At 48.5% G+C, this 19,458-nt stretch carries 16 protein-coding genes and 1 tRNA gene; 8 read left to right on the top strand and 9 right to left on the bottom strand.

Annotated features, from left to right (window positions below; all coding sequences use genetic code 11):
- Positions 1–346: 346 nt before the first annotated feature.
- From DW915_RS12385 to dnaA, 8 genes are all read right to left on the bottom strand, one after another.
- A tRNA-Ser gene (locus tag DW915_RS12385) sits at positions 347–434 on the bottom strand.
- Between the two features lie 202 nt (positions 435–636).
- A complete protein-coding gene (locus DW915_RS12380) occupies positions 637–1,341 on the bottom strand; it encodes a lysophospholipid acyltransferase family protein (RefSeq protein ID WP_022461024.1) in 705 nt (234 codons plus the stop codon).
- Positions 1,342–1,415: 74 nt separating this feature from the next.
- Complete coding sequence (gene gyrA / locus DW915_RS12375) at positions 1,416–3,923, bottom strand: DNA gyrase subunit A (RefSeq protein ID WP_118742223.1); 2,508 nt, start codon at positions 3,921–3,923, stop codon at positions 1,416–1,418.
- A 30-nt stretch (positions 3,924–3,953) separates the two neighbouring features.
- A complete protein-coding gene (gene gyrB, locus DW915_RS12370; RefSeq protein WP_022462277.1) occupies positions 3,954–5,885 on the bottom strand; it encodes a DNA topoisomerase (ATP-hydrolyzing) subunit B in 1,932 nt (643 codons plus the stop codon).
- A complete protein-coding gene (gene recF / locus DW915_RS12365; RefSeq protein ID WP_022462276.1) occupies positions 5,886–6,983 on the bottom strand; it encodes a DNA replication/repair protein RecF in 1,098 nt (365 codons plus the stop codon).
- 40 nt (positions 6,984–7,023) lie between these two features.
- Positions 7,024–7,233 (bottom strand): RNA-binding S4 domain-containing protein, encoded by a 210-nt coding sequence (locus tag DW915_RS12360; protein ID WP_055225968.1) that lies wholly within the window; start codon positions 7,231–7,233, stop codon positions 7,024–7,026.
- A 122-nt stretch (positions 7,234–7,355) separates the two neighbouring features.
- On the bottom strand, positions 7,356–8,465 hold the full coding sequence (gene dnaN / locus DW915_RS12355) for a DNA polymerase III subunit beta (RefSeq protein WP_022462274.1): 1,110 nt from the start codon (positions 8,463–8,465) through the stop codon (positions 7,356–7,358).
- A 342-nt stretch (positions 8,466–8,807) separates the two neighbouring features.
- Positions 8,808–10,148: a chromosomal replication initiator protein DnaA gene (dnaA, locus tag DW915_RS12350; protein WP_022462273.1), complete on the bottom strand. Its 1,341-nt coding sequence runs from the start codon at positions 10,146–10,148 to the stop codon at positions 8,808–8,810.
- A gap of 708 nt (positions 10,149–10,856) precedes the next feature.
- On the opposite strand from dnaA, the gene rpmH reads away from it, so the two are divergent.
- From rpmH to rsmG, 8 genes are all read left to right on the top strand, one after another.
- A complete protein-coding gene (gene rpmH / locus DW915_RS12345; protein WP_005952426.1) occupies positions 10,857–10,991 on the top strand; it encodes a 50S ribosomal protein L34 in 135 nt (44 codons plus the stop codon).
- A 98-nt stretch (positions 10,992–11,089) separates the two neighbouring features.
- Entirely contained in the window at positions 11,090–11,437 is a 348-nt protein-coding gene (rnpA, locus tag DW915_RS12340; protein WP_118742222.1) for a ribonuclease P protein component, read from the top strand.
- Positions 11,434–11,643 (top strand): membrane protein insertion efficiency factor YidD, encoded by a 210-nt coding sequence (yidD, locus tag DW915_RS12335; protein WP_022462271.1) that lies wholly within the window; start codon positions 11,434–11,436, stop codon positions 11,641–11,643. Before rnpA ends, yidD begins: the two co-directional genes overlap by 4 nt.
- A 23-nt stretch (positions 11,644–11,666) precedes the next feature.
- Positions 11,667–12,962 (top strand): YidC/Oxa1 family membrane protein insertase, encoded by a 1,296-nt coding sequence (gene yidC / locus DW915_RS12330; RefSeq protein ID WP_022462270.1) that lies wholly within the window; start codon positions 11,667–11,669, stop codon positions 12,960–12,962.
- A gap of 13 nt (positions 12,963–12,975) precedes the next feature.
- Positions 12,976–13,800, top strand: coding sequence for an RNA-binding cell elongation regulator Jag/EloR (gene jag / locus DW915_RS12325; protein ID WP_022462269.1), 825 nt, complete (start codon positions 12,976–12,978; stop codon positions 13,798–13,800).
- A gap of 172 nt (positions 13,801–13,972) precedes the next feature.
- Positions 13,973–15,361 (top strand): tRNA uridine-5-carboxymethylaminomethyl(34) synthesis GTPase MnmE, encoded by a 1,389-nt coding sequence (gene mnmE / locus DW915_RS12320; RefSeq protein WP_055225963.1) that lies wholly within the window; start codon positions 13,973–13,975, stop codon positions 15,359–15,361.
- A 44-nt stretch (positions 15,362–15,405) separates the two neighbouring features.
- On the top strand, positions 15,406–17,277 hold the full coding sequence (mnmG, locus tag DW915_RS12315) for a tRNA uridine-5-carboxymethylaminomethyl(34) synthesis enzyme MnmG (RefSeq protein WP_118595955.1): 1,872 nt from the start codon (positions 15,406–15,408) through the stop codon (positions 17,275–17,277).
- 15 nt (positions 17,278–17,292) lie between these two features.
- Complete coding sequence (gene rsmG / locus DW915_RS12310) at positions 17,293–18,018, top strand: 16S rRNA (guanine(527)-N(7))-methyltransferase RsmG (protein ID WP_118742221.1); 726 nt, start codon at positions 17,293–17,295, stop codon at positions 18,016–18,018.
- A gap of 83 nt (positions 18,019–18,101) precedes the next feature.
- Here rsmG and DW915_RS12305 read toward each other — a convergent pair whose 3' ends face one another.
- The gene (locus tag DW915_RS12305) at positions 18,102–19,448 is read right to left on the bottom strand and encodes a glycosyltransferase family 39 protein (protein WP_158581060.1); all 1,347 of its coding nucleotides are present in this window, start codon (positions 19,446–19,448) and stop codon (positions 18,102–18,104) included.
- Positions 19,449–19,458 lie beyond the last annotated feature (10 nt).

The following is a 19,458-nucleotide window of genomic DNA, read 5'->3' as shown; positions in this document are numbered from 1 at the left end:
TGAATTACTTATTCAGAACTTTCGAGGATGTGTTTCATTGTTTAATTATCAAGGATCTTTGCCGTTCCGACTCGGATCAGCTCGTTTATATTACCACAGAGCTTTTCGTTTGTCAAGAATTTTTTTGATTTATTTTTTTGAAGTTTTTTTAACTTCTTCGCCGTTCTTTCGATCAGCAACTCGTTTATTTTATCAAACTCATTCGCTTTTGTCAAGAACTTTTTTGATTTATTTTTTGAGATTAGTTTTTTCAAACCCATCACTAACTCTGCTATCTTATCAGATGTGAAGCTGTTTGTCAAGAACTTTTTCCACAAAAAATATCATTTTGTTTTTGGCTTTTAAACGGAGAAGGAGGGATTTGAACCCTCGCGCCGGTTACCCGACCTACACCCTTAGCAGGGGCGCCTCTTCAGCCACTTGAGTACTTCTCCAAATGCCTAAATATAAAATGATATGTGCGGTCACTCATTCGTGACGCATGGTTTATTATACAAAAACCTTACGTTCTTGTCAACCCGTTTTTTCGAATTTTTTGTTTTTTTCTTACTATTATAGAAAATATGCCTTACAGAACCCAAATCAGCCCCCCAGAATAGCAGAAAAGAGCGCATATCACGCTCTTTTCTGAAACCGCTACGCGGTTACGACGGCTTCAATTCTCTTCTTTACCATCTCGGCAATCTCTGTTGTCTTCATTCCCTGGTATTCCTCGTATGGGATCGGGTCGAGAAAATGGACTTCTACCGTTACGGGACGGACGGTATTGGAGTCAAACGGAACAAAACAGTTTTTTAACGCAACCGGCACGATCGGGCATTTTGCTTTTACTGCGATCTTGAAGCTGCCGCTTTTAAACTCCAGCAGCTGGTTTCCCTTTCTGCTCCTCGTTCCTTCCGGAAACAGAATGACGTTTTTGCCTTCTTTTACGACATCGGCCGCCTCATTGATAACCTGCATTGACTGCCGCAGATTCTCCCGGTCCATAAACAGCGCGTGGATGCACGCAAAGACCTGTTTTAAAAACGGAATATGCTCTACCTCTTTTTTGGCAACAACTGTAAAGGTACGCGAGCACGCTCCTGCGATCGCCAGCACATCGTACAGTCCCTGATGATTCGGATACATCACAAAACCGTCCTGCTCCGGAAGATTTTCTGCTCCATAGGATTCCACAATGACGTTTCCGCCTTTGTTCGCCCGCTGTACAACAAAGCGCAGCATTTTAAAGTGCTCTTCCAGACTGTACTTGTCCGGATGCGCTGCATGGTAACAGAGCCGGCACCACATCCACGGAACCAGAAGCAGATTCCGCAGCACCATCAGTAAAATTCGTTTCATGTTTTTCTCCCCTTCCCCAAACGAGCAAAACGTGCCTGAGCTTTTTTCTCTCAGGCACGTTTTGCGACGCTGTATTATTCCTGCGTTTTCTCAGAATCCGTTTCGTTCTCTTTCTCCGAAACCGGAGTCTCCTCGGACGCCTCTTTGTCTCTTACTTTTGCAATGCTGGCAACCTTGATTTCGCCGTCCACATCCATCAGCTTAACGCCGGATGTGATCCGTCCCATCACAGAAATGCCGGAGCATGGCGTACGGATGATGATTCCCTCTGTGGTGATCATCATGATCTCATTATCCTCGTTGACCGCCTTGGAACCGATCAGGTTTCCGGTCTTTTCGGTAATCTTATAGCATTTGACACCCTTGCCGCCGCGGAGCTGTACGGTAAACTCTGCCATCGGCGTCCGTTTGCCCATGCCGTTTTCGGATACGACAAGGAGATAGTCTCCCTGCGTGCAGATCTGCATGCCGACTACTTCATCGCCGTCCAGAAGGTTGATGCCGCGTACACCCATGGAAACACGGCCTGTCGTACGCACATCGTTTTCCTTAAAGCGGATACACTGGCCGAATTTCGTTACCAGAATAATCTCTTTCTCGTTATCAGTTGTCTTAACTTCAATCAGTTCATCATCATCGCGGAGCGCAATGGCAGCAAGACCCGTTTTTCTGACGTTCTCGTACTCTTCGAGCGGCGTCTTCTTCACCAGTCCCTTTTTCGTTGCCATAAACAGATAATGGCCCTTCTCATATTTGCGCATTGGAATAACAGCGGTAATCTTCTCTCCCGGCTGCAGCTGGAGAAGGTTGACAATCGCCGTTCCTCTTGCGGTTCTGGACGCCTCCGGAATCTCGTATGCTTTCAGACGGTAGACTCTTCCCGTATTCGTAAAGAACATCAGGTAATGATGGGTCGTCGTCATCAGAAGCTCCTCGATGTAGTCGTCCTCGATGGTCTGCATGCCCTTGATTCCCTTGCCGCCGCGGTTCTGGCTGCGGAAGTTGTCAACGGTCATACGTTTGATATAGCCCAGTTTCGTCATGGTGATGACGGTATTCTCGCGCGGAATCAGATCCTCCATGGAGAGATCGTACTCATCAAAGCCGATGGAAGTTCTTCTGTCATCGCCGTATTTTTCGGATACGGTCAGAATCTCCCTGCGGATAACGCCAAGAAGCACCTTGCGGTCTGCGAGGATGGCTTTTAACTGCTCGATGCGCGCCATCAGCTCTTTGTACTCGTTCTCGAGCTTCTCCCGTTCCAGACCGGTCAGAGCGCGCAGACGCATGTCTACGATTGCCTGGGCCTGGGCATCACTCAGATCGAAGCGTTCCATCAGGTTCTTCTTTGCCTCTGCCGCATTCGCGGATGCACGGATGATATGGATCACTTCGTCAATATGGTCAAGCGCTTTTAAGAGTCCTTCCAGAATATGGCTTCTCTCCTGCGCTTTGTTCAGGTCGTATTTCGTTCTTCTCGTCACAACCTCTTCCTGGTGCTGCAGATAATACGTCAGCATCTCCAGAAGGTTCATGACTTTCGGCTGATTGTTTACCAGTGCAAGCATGATCACACCAAAGGTATCCTGCATCTGGGTATGTTTGTACAGCTGGTTTAAGATGACGTTTGCATTGGCGTCGCGGCGCAGTTCGATACAGATGCGCATACCCTCACGGTTGGAGTGGTCCGCAATGCCGGTGATGCCATCGATCTTTTTATCTCTTACCAGCGCGGCGATGTTCTCGATCAGGCGCGCCTTGTTTACCATGTACGGGATCTCGGTTACGATGATCTCGCTCTTTCCATTCGGCAGTGTCTCGATGTTTGATACCGCACGAACACGGATTTTACCGCGGCCGGTACGGTAGGCCTCGTCGATGCCGCGGGTGCCGAGGATTTCTGCTCCGGTCGGGAAGTCAGGGCCTTTTACAATGCCGAGAATCTCCTCGAGATCTGTCGTACGGTCCTCCTCGATGATATTATCAATAATTTTTACAATGGCACTTACCACCTCGCGCAGATTGTGCGGCGGGATGTTCGTTGCCATACCGACTGCGATACCGGAAGTACCGTTTACCAGAAGGTTCGGGTAGCGGGCCGGCATAACAACAGGCTCTTTTTCGGTTTCATCAAAGTTCGGGGCGAAGTCTACGGTGTCTTTGTTGATATCCGCCAGCATCTCCATCGAGATTTTGCTTAAACGTGCCTCTGTGTATCGCATAGCCGCAGCGCCGTCGCCGTCGACGGAACCAAAGTTTCCATGGCCGTCCACCATCGGATAACGGGTTGCCCAGTCCTGTGCCATGTTGACGAGTGCTCCGTAGATAGAGCTGTCGCCGTGCGGGTGATATTTACCCATCGTATCACCGACGATACGCGCGCACTTACGGTGCGGCTTATCCGGCGTATTGTTCAGTTCACTCATGGAGTACAGAATACGTCTCTGTACCGGCTTTAAGCCATCGCGGACGTCTGGAAGTGCACGGGATGCAATTACGCTCATCGCGTAGTTGATGTAGGATTCCTCCATCGTGTCTTTCAGATCGACCTCGTGAATTTTATCAAAAACATTATCTTCCATCTTTTCCTCCACTTCAGTTCACAGGACTTTTTAGATATCCAGGTTGTTTGCGTATTTTGCTCTCTCTTCGATAAAGTCACGGCGCGGTTCTACCTTGTCGCCCATGAGCGTATTGAAGGTAAGATCAATTTCAGAAGAATACTCTTCATCGAACACAACGCGGCGCAGAACACGGCGTTCCGGGTCCATGGTGGTCTCCCAGAGCTGCTCCGCATCCATCTCTCCCAGTCCTTTGTAACGCTGGATCTTATTATCTCCGCGTCCGATCTCATTGAGGATCTGATTCATCTGATCGTCGTCGTATGCGTACCATACTTTTTTGTTTTTCTCAATCTTGAACAGCGGCGGCTGTGCCAGGTAAACGTGGCCCTGTTTGATCAGCTCCGGCATGAAGCGGTACAGGAACGTCAGCATCAGCGTGTCGATGTGCGCGCCGTCGACATCGGCATCGGTCATGATGATGATCTTGTCGTAGCGCAGTTTGGTGATATCGAAATCATCGTGGATTCCGGTTCCGAATGCCGTAATCATCGCTTTGATCTCGGCATTGGCATAAATTTTATCGAGACGTGCTTTCTCTACATTCAGGATTTTTCCACGCAGAGGCAGGATCGCCTGCGTTGCACGGCTTCTCGCGGATTTTGCGGAACCGCCCGCGGAATCTCCCTCGACCAGGAAGATCTCACAGTTTTTCGGATCCTTGTCGGTACAGTCTGCCAGTTTTCCAGGCAGGGACATACCGTCCAGTGCGGATTTTCTTCTCGTCAGGTCACGCGCTTTTCTTGCAGCCTCTCTCGCACGCTGGGAAAGCAGGGACTTTTCAACGATCGTTTTTGCGACAGCCGGGTTCTGCTCCAGGAACAGCTCGAGCTGGGTGCTCACGATATTGTCGACTGCTCCTCTCGCCTCGCTGTTTCCAAGTTTCTGCTTTGTCTGGCCCTCGAACTGCGGCTCCTCGATTTTGATGCTGACAATCGCCGTCATACCCTCGCGGATATCCTCTCCGGTCAGGTTCGGTTCGCTGTCTTTTAGCAGTTTATTTGCTCTTGCATATTCATTAAAGGTTTTCGTCAGCGCATTCCGGAAGCCCACGATATGGGTACCGCCCTCCGGCGTCGTAATGTTGTTGACGAAACCGTACGTATTTTCCTGATAGGAATCGTTGTGCTGCATCGCAACCTCAACGAGAACGCCGTCTCTTTCTCCCTCGCAGTAGATGATGTCCGGGTAGAGCGCCGTTTTGCTCTTGTTCAGGTAGCTGACAAACTCTTTGATACCGCCCTCGTAGTGGAATGCTTTTTCCACTACCGGATCCGTGCGCAGATCGCGCAGAACAATGCGCAGTCCCTTGGTCAGAAATGCGGTCTCGCGGAGTCTTGTTTTTAAAACGTCGTAATCATAAACCGTCTCCTCGAACATCGTGTCATCCGGCAGGAAACGGACCTCGGTACCTGTTTTTTCGATCGGACAGGTATCGATGACCTCCAGCTTATTCATGGTTTTTCCGCGCTCATACCGCTGGAAGTAAACCTTTCCATCGTGATAAACGCGCACCTCAAGCCAGTTGGACAGCGCATTTACAACGGATGCACCAACGCCGTGCAGACCGCCGGATACCTTGTACCCTCCGCCGCCGAACTTTCCGCCTGCGTGCAGCACCGTAAAGACAACCTCAACGGCCGGAAGGCCCGACTTATGATTGATGCCGACCGGAATACCACGGCCGTCGTCGATGACGGTGATGGAGTTGTCCGGGTTAATCGTAACGTCAATATTTTTGCAGTATCCTGCCAGTGCCTCGTCTACCGAGTTGTCGACAATCTCATAGACCAGATGGTGAAGTCCCCGTGCGGAGGTACTGCCGATATACATACCTGGGCGCTTCCGTACGGCTTCCAGACCCTCCAGAATCTGAATCTGGTCTGCACCATACTCTGTCTTTTCCATGTTCTCTGTACTCATTTAGATTCCTCCTGTTTCTTTGTGAAACACAGATCCCTCGACCACCTGGAATACGCTGTTTGCCTCAAAATGATTTTCGACAAACTCGTCCAGTCCGGTACAGGTAATCAGTGTCTGTATGCTGTGAATGCTCTGCAGAAGATAATTCTGCCGACTGCCGTCCAGTTCCGACAAAACATCATCCAGCAGTAAAACCGGTGTATCGTGAATTTCCTCCTCGACCAGACGGATCTCCGCCAGTTTCAGCGAAAGCGCCGCCGTCCTCTGCTGCCCCTGGGAACCGTATTTACGGATATCAATGTCGTTGACCCGCACACAGAAATCGTCCCGGTGCGGCCCGGTGTAGGACTGTCCGAAACGCAGATCACGCTCTCTTCCGGCTTTTAACTCTTCGGAAAACGCTTCCTCGGACACATTCGGTTCATAAGTAATCAGAATCTGCTCCTTTCCTCCGGTCAGATTCTGATGGATCTCGGATAAAATATCATTCAGGCGGCTGATAAACTTTTTCCGCTCGGAAATAATGCTTGTTCCATAGCGGACCATCTGCTCATCCCAGATCTCGAGCGTATCCGCCATTCTGCCGGAAAACGAAATCTCTTTAAGCAGCTTGTTTCTCTGCGCCACCACTTTATTATAATTGGCAAGCTCGATCATGTATAGTCTTGACAATTGACAAATTTCGCTATCCAGGAAACGCCGGCGCTCCGCAGGACCGTTTTTGATGATATTCAGGTCCTCCGGAGAGAAAAACACAATATTTACAATGCCAAAAAGTTCCGACGCTTTGCGGATCGGAACTCCATCGATGGCGATTCCCTTGGATTTATTTTTTTTCAGATGCATATCGATTTTATGCGTGCTGCCGTTCCGCTCCACCATCATCCGGATATGGGCTTCCTCCCGGTCAAACTGGATGATTTCGCGGTCCTTGCTGCCGCGGTGCGATTTTGTCGTACCCGCGAGATATAAAGCCTCGAGAATATTCGTCTTTCCCTGGGCATTGTCGCCGTAGAGAATATTCGTTCCGGGGCTGATATTTATGCATAAACTCTCATAATTCCGATAGTTCTTCAGTTCTAAAGATTTGATATACATGAGCACTCGTCCGTGAAAAATCAGCTTAAGTTTTTAAGCCTTATTTTTTAATTTGTATCTCATTTCCATTGTAGCAGACAACATCTCCGTCATAGAGCTTGCGGCCGCGGCGGGTATCTACTTCACCGTTTACGGTCACGCAGCCGTCCTTGATGACGAGCTTTGCTTCCACGCCGTCTTCTACCAGAGCCGCAGCTTTTAATGCCTGGCCCAGTTTGATGTAATCTTCACGCAGCGTAATAATTTCCATTTTTTCCTCCTGCACTGCCGTGCCTTTTCCTCACGTAAGTTCGCAGTTTTCAACCTGTGTGGCTGTAAAACCGCTGAAAGTTCTTTCAGAAAAGGTTCCGGCAGATTTCAAACTTATGTGACTTATCTCACGGAATTGAAGTTTACCGGCAGAATCAGATAGATATAGCTCTCTTCTTCGTTCCGGATAAAACATGGAGCCTTCGGGTTGACCAGATAAATCGAAATTTCCTCGTCGTCAATAACACGAAGTGCATCGATCAGGAATTTCGGGTTAAAACCGATCATAATATCCTTGCCTTCTTTGTTGATATCGATCTCTTCTTTCATGGAACCCATCGCGGAGTTGATCTGCAGTTCCATCGCTCCATCCTGGATGTCGATGATGATCGGTTTTTTGTCGCCTTCTTTGACAAGAAGCGTCGCACGGTCGATACAGCTTAAGAATTCTTTTTTGTTGATCGTCACTTTTGTCTCGTAATCACTCGAAAGCATCTGGTCGATGCGGAAATATTCACCGTCGATCAGTCTGGAAACGACCGTTGTATCATCGAACTTGAACATAATATGGTTTTCCGAGAAGTAAATATCAATCTGATCATCCATCTCGCCGGACAGAATTTTGCTGATTTCGTTCAGGGTTTTTCCCGGAACAACGACTTTTCGGTCCGGATACGAATCTTTCAGCTCAATTCTGCGGATCGCAATACGGTGTCCGTCCAGAGATACGACGCGAAGTGTGTTATCTTTGATTTCAAAAAGCTCACCGGTCATCAGTTTGTTGTTCTCATTGGCTGCAATGGAGAAAATGGTCTGACGGATCAGTTCTTTTAAGGTGAACTGGGAAATGGAAACACAATCGGAAGTTTCGAGAATCGGCAGATAGGAAAAATCTTCTCCTGACTGTCCCGGAATGTTGAATTTTGCTTTTTCACACGTAATCGTGGTTACCAGATTTTCATCTGTTTCTATTGTAACCTGATTATCCGGAAGTTTTCTTACGATCTCAGAAAAAATCTTTGCATCCAGAGCAACAATACCGCGTTCCAGAATCATACCTGTGACGATGGTTTCGATTCCGAGTTCCATATCGTTGGAGGTAAATTTGATCACGTTGGAAGATGCATCAATCAGAATGCATTCCAGAATCGGCATGGTTGTTTTACCGGAGACAGCTTTCATAGCGATACCAACGCTTTTTACAAGGTCTGCTTTGTCAAACACTAATTTCATAATTGTGGATAACTCTCCTTTCCTCACTGTTTGGTGAGTCTGCTTATAAAGAAAAAATATAGTAAAAATCCGTAGTCTTAGTCGTAGGGGCTGTGGATATGTGGAAAACCCCGTCAAGAATGCGGAAATACTGGAAAAATCGATCTGTATAACTCTGTGAATAATCGAACGTGAACCTGTGTATGAAATGTTGATAACTTCAGGCCCCAAATTTGTCCACAATTCATCCACAGGCTTTCCACATCGGTTTGTGTATAAATAAGGGCCTGTCAACCGATGAGTTTCTTCTTATATAAATGTAAATCAGTTTTAACCGTTTTGACAGAGTTACAAAGGCTCCGCCTATTTCGACGGGTTGATCTTCTTCTTTAAGATGTCTACCGTGTTGCGGACACTGTCTTTAGCACTCATTTCCTTTTCGATCTTCTCAATGCCGTGCATGACAGTGGTATGATCGCGGTCGCCCATCATTTTTCCGATTCCGGTCAGCGGGGCATCGAGCATTTCGCGGCACAGATACATTGCGATCTGGCGCGGGAATACGATTTTGCTGCTCCGCTTGCTGCCGACAATGTCGGACGGCGTAATATCGAAGTGATCTGCAACGGTGTCGATGATAAATTCCGGCGTGATCACCTTCTTCTCGTTCGGGGAGATGATGTCGCGCAGCACCTGCTCTGCAAGATCAATGTTGATTTCACGTTTTTCAAGGTTTGCGTATGCAATGATTTTGTTGAGAGCGCCTTCCAACTCACGGATGTTCGATTTAATATTGGAAGCGATGTATTCGATCACATCGTCGCTGACGGAATAGCCGTCTAATTCCTGTTTCTTTCGGAGAATGGCGATTCGCGTCTCATAATCCGGGCTCTGGATATCGGCAAGGAGTCCCCATTCGAAACGGGAACGGATGCGGTCTTCCAGGATATCCATGTCTTTCGGGGGACGATCCGAAGAAAGGATGATCTGTTTGTTGGCGCCGTGCAGCGTATTGAAGGTATGGAAAAACTCTTCCTGCGTGGATTCCTTTCCTATAATAAACTGCACATCATCGATGAGAAGTACGTCGATATTGCGGTATTTCTCACGGAATTTGGTCATTGCGGTGTTGTTGCTGTTTCGGATAGCCTCGATGACTTCATTGGTAAATTCTTCACTCGTTACGTAGAGAATCCGCGAAGACGGGTTCTTCTGAAGAATAAAATGTGCGATCGAGTGCATCAGATGGGTTTTGCCCAGTCCAACACCACCGTATAAAAACAGCGGATTGTAGATTTCTCCCGGGGATTCGGCCACGGCGAGAGAAGCTGCATGGGCAAATTTGTTATTGCTGCCGACCACGAAGGTATCAAAGGTATACTTTGGATTCAGGTTCGGCACATAGAGATTTTTCTGGACGGGAGCAGGCGCTTTTTCCTGTTTCACTTCTTCCGGAAGAATAAAGCGGATCTCATAGTTGACACCTGTGATTTCCGCGATTGCCACTTTAATAGGAAGAGTATATTTTTTGCTCACGTAATCGAGACCCATTTTTTCGGATGGAACCAGGATTGTGATCAGATTGTCCTCAACCGAATGGATCGTAAGTGGTTCAATCCATGTAGTAAAGGAGATCTCAGATAATTCGTGCTCGTCCCGCACTCTCTGCAGTATTTCTTTCCATTTATCTTGTACGATTTCCATGCTTTTTCTGTCGCTCCGCTTCTATAATCATTGCTTTTTGGGGATAACTTCTGTCTGGAAAACGAAATTTTCCCCGAATAGTCGCATTTTTACTTCTATATGATATAATAAAATGCCGTTTTATTCAACCCAAAAATGTGGATAATTATTTTTTTATCCACAGAATGTGTAAAAAATTTTCCTGTTGATGAAATGGAGGATAGTTTGTGGATAACAGGGAATCTTATGTTGATAAAATTGTGGATAGAGGGCTGGAAAAACCGAAATGTGTAAAGTCTGGAAAACTTATATACACATTATACATGGCGTAAATACTGGAAAAATTGGAAATGCCCACAGGTTGTACACAGCAAAACCGAAAGTTATCCACAAGGTTATCCACAGATTGTGGATAATGTTGATTACGGTTACAAGATATCGTGTGGAAAGCACAAAAATCGAACTGGTATTTGTACGCGTGCGGCGGACAGTGTGGATAAGTTGTGGATAAACCGAAAATCAGCACACGGAAGGCACGGGCAGCGGCAGACCGGAAAACCGCGTCAGAGCGGCATTTTTTCCGAAAAAAACTGCGAAAATTATTGATTTTAGGGTTGACGAAATGGGGGTTTATGAATATAATTGAAATGATGTTTTCTGTCATACATGTAGTGAAATACTGCCTTGCAGGCAGTTATTGATTAGAATTTAAAGGAGGTGCCTTATCTTATGAAAATGACATTTCAGCCGAAAAAAAGATCCAGAGCTAAAGTTCACGGATTCAGAGCAAGAATGAGCACAAAAGGTGGAAGAAAAGTTTTAGCTGCAAGAAGATTAAAAGGAAGAAAAAAATTATCAGCATAAAACCAAAGGCCGCATAAAATTTATGTGGTCTTTTCTTCTATCTAAAGCTATTCAATGAAAAGAAAATTTAGACAAATCATGAAGGAAAGAATGGATTCATGAAATATTCGGAAAGCCTGAAAAAAAACAGAGATTTTCAGCTGGTTTATAAGCAGGGAACATCGTTTGCAAACCGATTTCTGGTCATGTATGTGAAGAAAAATCAGCTGGGACGGAACCGGATTGGAATTTCAGTAAGTAAAAAGGTGGGAAACAGCGTTGTGCGCCACCATCTGGCGAGACTGATCCGGGAGAGTTATCGTCTGCATGAAGAGGAATTTCAGTGTGGAATGGATGTAGTTGTGATCGCAAGAGTTAATGCAAAAAACTGTACGTATTTCGAGATAGAGGGAGCAATTTTGCATCTGGGAAAACTACATCATATATTAAAGGAAACAGAAAAATGAAGACGGTATTGATAAAAGGTATCCGGTTTTATCAGAAGTACCTGTCTCCTCTGAAGAGGGTGCACTGCCCTTATACGCCGACCTGCTCGCAGTACGGGCTGGAAGCGATTCAGAAATATGGTGCTTTCAAAGGAAGTCTGCTGGCATTATGGAGAATACTGAGATGTAACCCGTTTTCACACGGAGGTTACGACCCTGTGCCGTAGATAAATAAGGAGGAAAAGACGTTTTGGATATCGTACTGAGTAAGTCAACGTGGCCGATTATCGGGTGGGTATGCCAGATCCTCGGCTGGCTGATCAATGGAATTTATTTTTGCCTGGAAAAAATTGGAATTCCGAACATCGGTATTGCGATTATTCTGTATACGATTATCATTTATCTCGTTCTGACGCCGCTTCAGATCAAGCAGCAGAAGATGTCGAAGATGATGAGCGTAATGCAGCCGGATCTGCAGAGAATTGAAAAGAAATATCAGAACAAAAAAGACCAGGCTTCTCAGATGAAAAAATCTGAAGAAACCATGGCAGTTTATCAGAAATACGGTGTCTCCCCGACAGGAAGCTGCAGTACACTGCTGGTTCAGATGCCGATTCTGCTTGCACTGTACCAGGTTATCTATCATATTCCGGGATATATCGGAAGTGTCCGCAATGTATTCCAGGGACTGACAACACAGATGATGGGTGTATCAGGATATTCTGACATCCTGACACAGTTTATCACAGATAACCGTGTTACCATGTACAGTAAAGTAAGTGAAACATTAACCGAAAATAACCTTCTGGACATGTTTTATGTGCTGAAACCGTCCCAGTGGACGAAGCTGGCCGATATCAGCGAGTTCTCCGGTATTGCGGATACCATTACAAAAACCGCCGCGGAGTCCAAGCATATTAACATGTTCCTTGGATTTAATATCACACAGTCTCCGATGGATGTCATCCGCGAGGGTATGGCAAACGGATCTGCTCTTCTGATTGTAGGAGCAATTCTGGTGCCGGTTCTGGCATGGTTTACCCAGTGGCTGAACTACAAGCTGATGCCGCAGGCACCATCTTCCAACAACGGAAATAAGACAGCAAATTCCATGGAAAATTCCATGAAGACCATGAACACGGTAATGCCTGTTTTCTCCGCATTTATGTGTTTATCGTTCTCCATCGGTATTGGTATTTACTGGATTGCAGGTGCGCTTGTTCGAAGCGTACAGCAGGTTGTGATCAACCGTCATATGTCCTCGATTGACATGGATGAGGTGATCCGCAAAAATCAGGAAAAAGCGGCCAAGAAGAGAGAAAAAGCCGGCCTTCCGCCGCAGAAAATCACACAGGCTGCAACGCAGAGTGTGCGTAATATTCAGGTACAGGAGAACGAAGAGCCGTCTGCTGAGGAAAAAGAGGCAGCAAGAAAGGCTTCGACTGAGTATTACAACAGTAATCAGGAATACCGCGCCGGAAGCATCGCTGCGAAAGCAAACATGGTAAAACAGTTTGATGAAAAGAACAGCAAAAAGAAAAAATAGGGGGTAAATCTTTATGGAGTTTATCGAAGTATCCGCAAAAACAGTGGACGACGCTATTACAAAAGCCTGCATTGAGCTTCAGGCTGCCAGCGATAAACTGGAGATCCAGGTCATCAGCGAAGGCAGTTCCGGATTCTTTGGAATCGGAAGTAAACCGGCTGTGATTCGTGCCGCTGTAAAAGCCGCACCGGAAAAAGAACCGGAAGCACCCCAGAAACCAGAGAAAAAAGAGGCAGCTCCTGCACCGGTAAAGGAAGCGCCGAAAAAAGAAGCTGTAAAGAAAGAAACGGAAAGAAAATCTGCTCCGCGTCAGGCAGAAACTGCAAGACGCTCCGAGCCAAGAGAAGAGCGTGAAGTAGTTCAGAGAACAGACGAGGAAATCGCCCAGATCAAGGCAACGGCACTTGAGTTCTTAAGCGGTGTATTCAAAGCCATGGAGCTCCCGGTTGAGATCCAGATGGAGTATAATGCCGAGAACGGTTCTCTGGAAGTTGATTTTGCCGGTGAGGATATGGGTATCCTGATCGGAAAAAGAGGACAGACACTGGATTCCCTTCAGTATCTGACCAGCCTTGTGGTCAACAAAGAGCAGAAGGATTACGTTCGTGTCAAACTTGATACGGAGAACTACCGCAAACGCAGAAAAGAAACACTGGAAAATCTGGCAAGAAACATCGCTTACAAAGTGAAAAAGACCAGAAGACCGGTTTCTCTGGAGCCGATGAATCCTTACGAGAGAAGAATCATCCACTCTGCACTGCAGGGAAATAAATTCGTGGAGACCTACAGCGAGGGCAGCGAGCCATACCGCCACGTAGTTGTAGCGCCGAAACGATAAGAAAAGCGTAAAAAACATGCAAAAAGACGGTACCTGTGTAAAATACGGGGTACCGTCTTTTCTGGTTTTCTGCTAAAATGGAACTATTCAGAGCCATGCGAAAGGAAAGAAAAAATGTGGATCTGAATACTGGGATCCCCAAAAAGAGAGGTTTTAGAAAGGACTGGAAACAATGGCAGGATTTCATTTGGATGATACAATTGCCGCAGTGTCCACAGCGATGGCGCCGGCGGGAATTGGTATTGTAAGAATCAGCGGAAACGATGCGTTCGAAGTGGCGGACCGCGTATTCCGTGCAAAAAAAGAAGGAAAAAAGCTTTCCGCGGTCAAATCCCATACGATTCATTATGGATGGATTACCGAAGGGGAGGAAGTGATTGATGAGGTCCTTGTCATGGTGATGAAAGGGCCGAAAACATATACGGGCGAGAATACCGTCGAGATCGACTGTCACGGCGGGGTGCTGGCGGTGAAAAAAGTGCTCGAGGCAGTCTTAAATGCCGGTGCGCGGGCGGCAGATCCGGGTGAGTTTACGAAACGGGCGTTTCTGAATGGAAGAATGGATCTGACGCAGGCCGAGGCGGTTATGGATGTCATCTCGGCAAAGAGTGCGTATGCCTTAAAAAGCTCCGAGAGCCAGCTGCGCGGAACGGTGAAAAAGGCGATCCGGGCAATTCGCGAGAAGCTGATTTATGAGATCGCGTTTATCGAGTCGGCGCTTGATGACCCGGAGCACATCAGTCTGGACGGATACCCGGAGCGGCTGGCCGTGGTTGTTGCGGAGCAGAAAAAGCAGGTTGAAAAGCTCCTGGCATCTGCGGATGAGGGTAAGATGATCCAGGAGGGCATCAAGACGGTTATTCTTGGAAAGCCGAATGCCGGAAAATCGTCGCTTTTGAATCTGCTGGCCGGAGAGGAAAAGGCGATTGTAACGGATATCGCCGGAACGACGCGCGATGTGCTCGAGGAAAATCTGGTGCTGAAGGGTATTTCCCTTCGGATTCTCGATACGGCGGGTATCCGCAAGACGGCGGACACGGTCGAGAAAATCGGCGTGGACCGTGCGCTCGAACACGCAAAAGATGCGGATCTGATCCTCTACGTGGTGGATGCGTCGGTGCCGCTCGATGAGAATGATGCGAAAATTATGGAGATCCTGAAAGGGCGCAAGGCGATTGTGCTGCTGAATAAATCAGATCTGACCGCGGTGATCGAAAAAGAGGAGATGGAGCAGAAGACAGGTGCTCCGGTCATCAGCATTTCGGCGCGGGAAGAGACGGGCATGGAAGAGCTGGAGGAGCAGATGAAAAAGATGTTCTTCCAAGGTGAAATTTCGTTCAACGATGAGGTTTACATCACGAATGCGCGCCATAAACAGGCGCTTCTGGAAGCAAAAAAGAGTCTGGAGCTGACGGCAGGCAGCATCGAAATGGGTATGCCGGAGGACTTCTTCTCGATTGACCTAATGAATGCGTATGAGGAACTTGGCTCGATCATCGGTGAAGCGGTGGGAGAGGACCTTGTGAATGAGATTTTCAGCAAGTTCTGTACAGGCAAATAGTCACGAAACAGTTCGTAGAGTTTAGATAGAAAAGGACAGGAAAAATGGCAGTTTTAGAAGAAACAATTGATATTGCCGTCATCGGTGCGGGCCATGCGGGATGCGAGGCAGCACTTGCGGCAGCGCGGATGGGGCTGGAAACGGTTGTATTTACGGTAAGTGTCGACAGCATCGCGATGATGCCGTGCAATCCGAACATCGGAGGAACCTCGAAGGGACACCTCGTAAAAGAGATCGACGCGCTCGGCGGTGAGATGGGTAAAAATATTGATAAGACGTTTATTCAGTCGAAAATGCTGAATAAATCAAAGGGACCGGCGGTGCATTCACTGCGTGCGCAGGCAGACAAGCGGGCGTACAGCCAGTCGATGCGCGAGGTTCTCGAAAACACCGATCATCTGACGATCCGCCAGATGGAGATTGCGGAGCTGATCGTGGAAGACGGCGTTCTGACGGGCGTAAAAGCCGTTTCCGGTGCAATTTACCACTGCAAGGCTGCAGTGCTCTGTACCGGTGTTTACCTGAATGCGCGGTGCATTTACGGTGATGTGAGCACGTATACGGGACCGAACGGTCTGCAGGCGGCAACGCATCTGACGGATTCCCTGAAAGCAAACGGCGTGGAGATGGTGCGCTTTAAGACCGGAACACCGGCGCGTATCGACAAGCGGAGCATCGACTTCTCCAAGATGGAAGAGCAGTTCGGCGATGAGCGGGTTGTGCCGTTCTCGTTCTCGACCGATCCGGAGAGTGTACAGATTGATCAGGAATCCTGCTGGCTGACGTATACGAACGAGGAGACGCACAAAATCATCCGCGAAAATCTCAGCCGGTCGCCGCTCTATTCCGGCATGATCGAGGGAACTGGTCCGCGGTACTGTCCTTCGATTGAGGATAAAGTCGTAAAATTTGCCGATAAAAACCGCCACCAGGTGTTCCTGGAGCCAGAGGGAAGATATACAAACGAGATGTACGTCGGCGGCATGTCGAGTTCACTGCCGGAGGATGTGCAGATTGCGATGTATCACACCGTGCCGGGTCTGGAGCATGCAAAAATTGTGCGGAATGCGTATGCGATCGAGTATGACTGTATCAATCCGAGACAGCTTCTGCCGTCCCTGGAGTTCAAGGCGATCAAAAATCTGTTTTCCGGCGGCCAGTTTAACGGCAGTTCAGGATACGAGGAAGCTGCGGCACAGGGCCTGATCGCGGGCATCAATGCGGCGCTCCGCGTGCAGGGAAAAGAGGAGCTGGTGCTCGACCGTTCCGAGTCGTACATCGGTGTTCTGATCGATGACCTCGTAACGAAAGAGAACCACGAGCCGTACCGAATGATGACGAGCCGCGCGGAATATCGTCTGCTGCTCCGCCAGGACAATGCGGACCTGCGTCTGCGCAAATACGGCTACCGCGTGGGACTGATCAGCGAGGAGCAGTATGCGGCACTGAAACGGAAAGAACAGCAGATCCAGGAAGAGATTGAGCGTGTGGAGAACACGTATGTGGGAACGAGCTCGAATGTCAATGAACTGCTGGCAGAATATGGCTCGACGCTGCTTTCCGGCGGAAGCTCACTTGCAGAGCTGATCCGCCGGCCGGAGCTGAACTATAAAATGCTGGCAGAAGTAGATCCGAAACGACCAAAGCTGCCGGAGGATGTGCAGGAGCAGGTCAACATCAACATCAAGTATGACGGCTACATCAAGCGCCAGATGAAGCAGGTGGAGCAGTTCAAGAAGATGGAAGAGAAGAAAATCCCGGAGAACATCAATTACGACGAGATCCAGAGCCTGCGCATCGAGGCGAAACAGAAGCTGAACCTGTACCGCCCGATCAACATCGGCCAGGCATCCCGTATTTCGGGCGTTTCCCCGGCGGATATTTCGGTTCTGCTGGTGTATCTGGGACATAAATAAAAGACGGAGAAAAGTATGAAAGAATATAATCTTGAAGGATTTGAGCGCGGCCTTGCGGAGCTTGGCATCGCGCTCTCCGAGGAGCAGAAAACGCAGTTTCTGCAGTATTACGAGCTGCTGGTGGAGTGGAATTCGTTTATGAATCTGACGGCGATTACGGAGTTCGATCAGGTGATTACGAAGCATTTCCTCGACAGCCTGTCGCTGGTGAAGGTCTGTGATGTGGCACAGGCAGGACGCATTCTCGACGTGGGAACGGGAGCCGGTTTTCCGGGAATCCCGCTGAAAATCGCGTTTCCGGAGGTGGAAGTTGTATTGCTGGATTCACTGAATAAGAGGGTGAAATTCCTGAATGAGGTGATCGGACAGCTTGGCCTTTCGAAAATCACGGCGGTTCACGGAAGAGCCGAGGATTTCGCACGCCAGAAGGATTACCGGGAGCAGTTTGATCTCGTGGTATCGCGGGCAGTGGCGAATTTAAGCTCCCTTTCGGAATATTGTCTGCCATATGTGAAGGTGGGAGGACGGTTTGTCTCGTATAAATCGGGCAAATTGAATGAGGAGCTTACTGCGGCCCAAAAAGCGATCCATGTACTCGGCGGCGAGGCAAAAGAGCCGGTTTACTTCCAGCTTACGGGAACAGAGGATGAGAGATCGTTTGTCTGTATCGAGAAGGGGAAGGCAACGCCGAAAAAGTACCCGAGAAAAGCGGGAACACCGGCGAAGGAGCCGATTCAGTAAAAAATTCAAAGAAAATAAAAGAAGCGCTGCAAAGAACAGAAGAAAAAAGTTCTTTGCAGCGCTTTTTGACGTTCTGAAAACGTTTAGGATGCCATACAGCAGCCCGGAATCAGAAATCCGATGTAGCTGATGAGGAACAGTACCAGCCAGATCGTTCCAGGCAGGAGTGTCAGATGGCAGGAGGCGCGCTTCCACTCGGCGGGAAGTTTCGCGGTGAGAGAAGAGTAGCCGTCATTGATCCAGATCATCAGAGGGACGAGCGCCGGCATCAGGTAGCGGCCCTGCGACTGGTAGTCGCTGAAATACGTGTTGTACATGTCCATGAACAGCGTGATCAGGCAGGCGAGGAACAGCATCACAAAGAGGAGAAGCTGCGGCTTTTTGCGGAACCAGTGCGGAACCATGCCGAGGAACAAAAACACTAGGAATCCGAATGCCATCAGCGCACCGTACAGCAGGTAAAGCACCATCGGGAGATGGACGGTCATGTAGGAGAACGAGCCGATGAAGCTGCTGACGGTTGAAAACAGCCAGTTGGAGGTACGGCCCTCCGGGGTCTGTAAATACGTCTGCTTAAAGCTCCAGCCTTCGGATGCCGGTGTCTGCCGGTTTTCCGGTTTGTACTCCTCAGTGGCATACAGCGATGCGGATTCCTTTGTGGTGCGCATGCCGAGCAGGTCGCCGTCGTGGATGACGGCATTGCGGATGAAGAACCAGCCGCCGATCAGGAAGGCGATAGCGAAGATCAGAAGCGCTTTGGCGAAGATCTCCTTTGCCGGTTTCTTAAAATGCATCATCAGTGCGAAGAACAGCAGAATGCTGCACAGCAGGTACGCGTAGGCGTTATAGTACGACAGCGCGCAGAGTCCGCAGCCTGCTCCCAGGCCGATACAGTCTTTTTTGCAGAATGCGCTTTTCATGCCGCGAATCCAGAAGTAGATGATCAGTGCGACCGTGAAAACGGCGAACGAATCGTTGTTTACATAGCAGGAGAGGAACACGAACTGCGGCAGAAATCCGACGAAAATACCGCCGAGCAGTGCCGATTCGCGCCGTTCAAAGAGTTCTTCGCCGATCAGAAACACAACGATCAGTGTGCCGGTGCCGGAAAGGACGCTGGTGAGGCGGGCGGCAGTTAAAAGAGCCGCTGCATTTTTCGTAAACAGCGATGTAATGGCCATAAACACGGAGCTGATGATCGCGGTCAGATACGGATACAGCGCATAGGAGAATCCCCACAGCGGATGGCGCACGGCTTCCTCCATGCCGTTCGGCAATGCGTGGTGTGAGACGATGTATTCCGGAATCAGCATCCGCATCGCCTCATCGGGGGCGTGTTCGGTTTTCAGGAAAATCGAGGTGCCAAAAGAGATGCAGAAAAAGCCGAAAATCAGCATATACTTGGCCCAGTAGTAGTCTTTTTTATTCATAGAGTCTCCT

The organism is Blautia sp. AM42-2 (assembly GCF_003480245.1).
GTDB lineage: Bacteria > Bacillota > Clostridia > Lachnospirales > Lachnospiraceae > Fusicatenibacter > Fusicatenibacter saccharivorans.
This window is presented reverse-complemented; position numbering and strand designations above follow the sequence as displayed.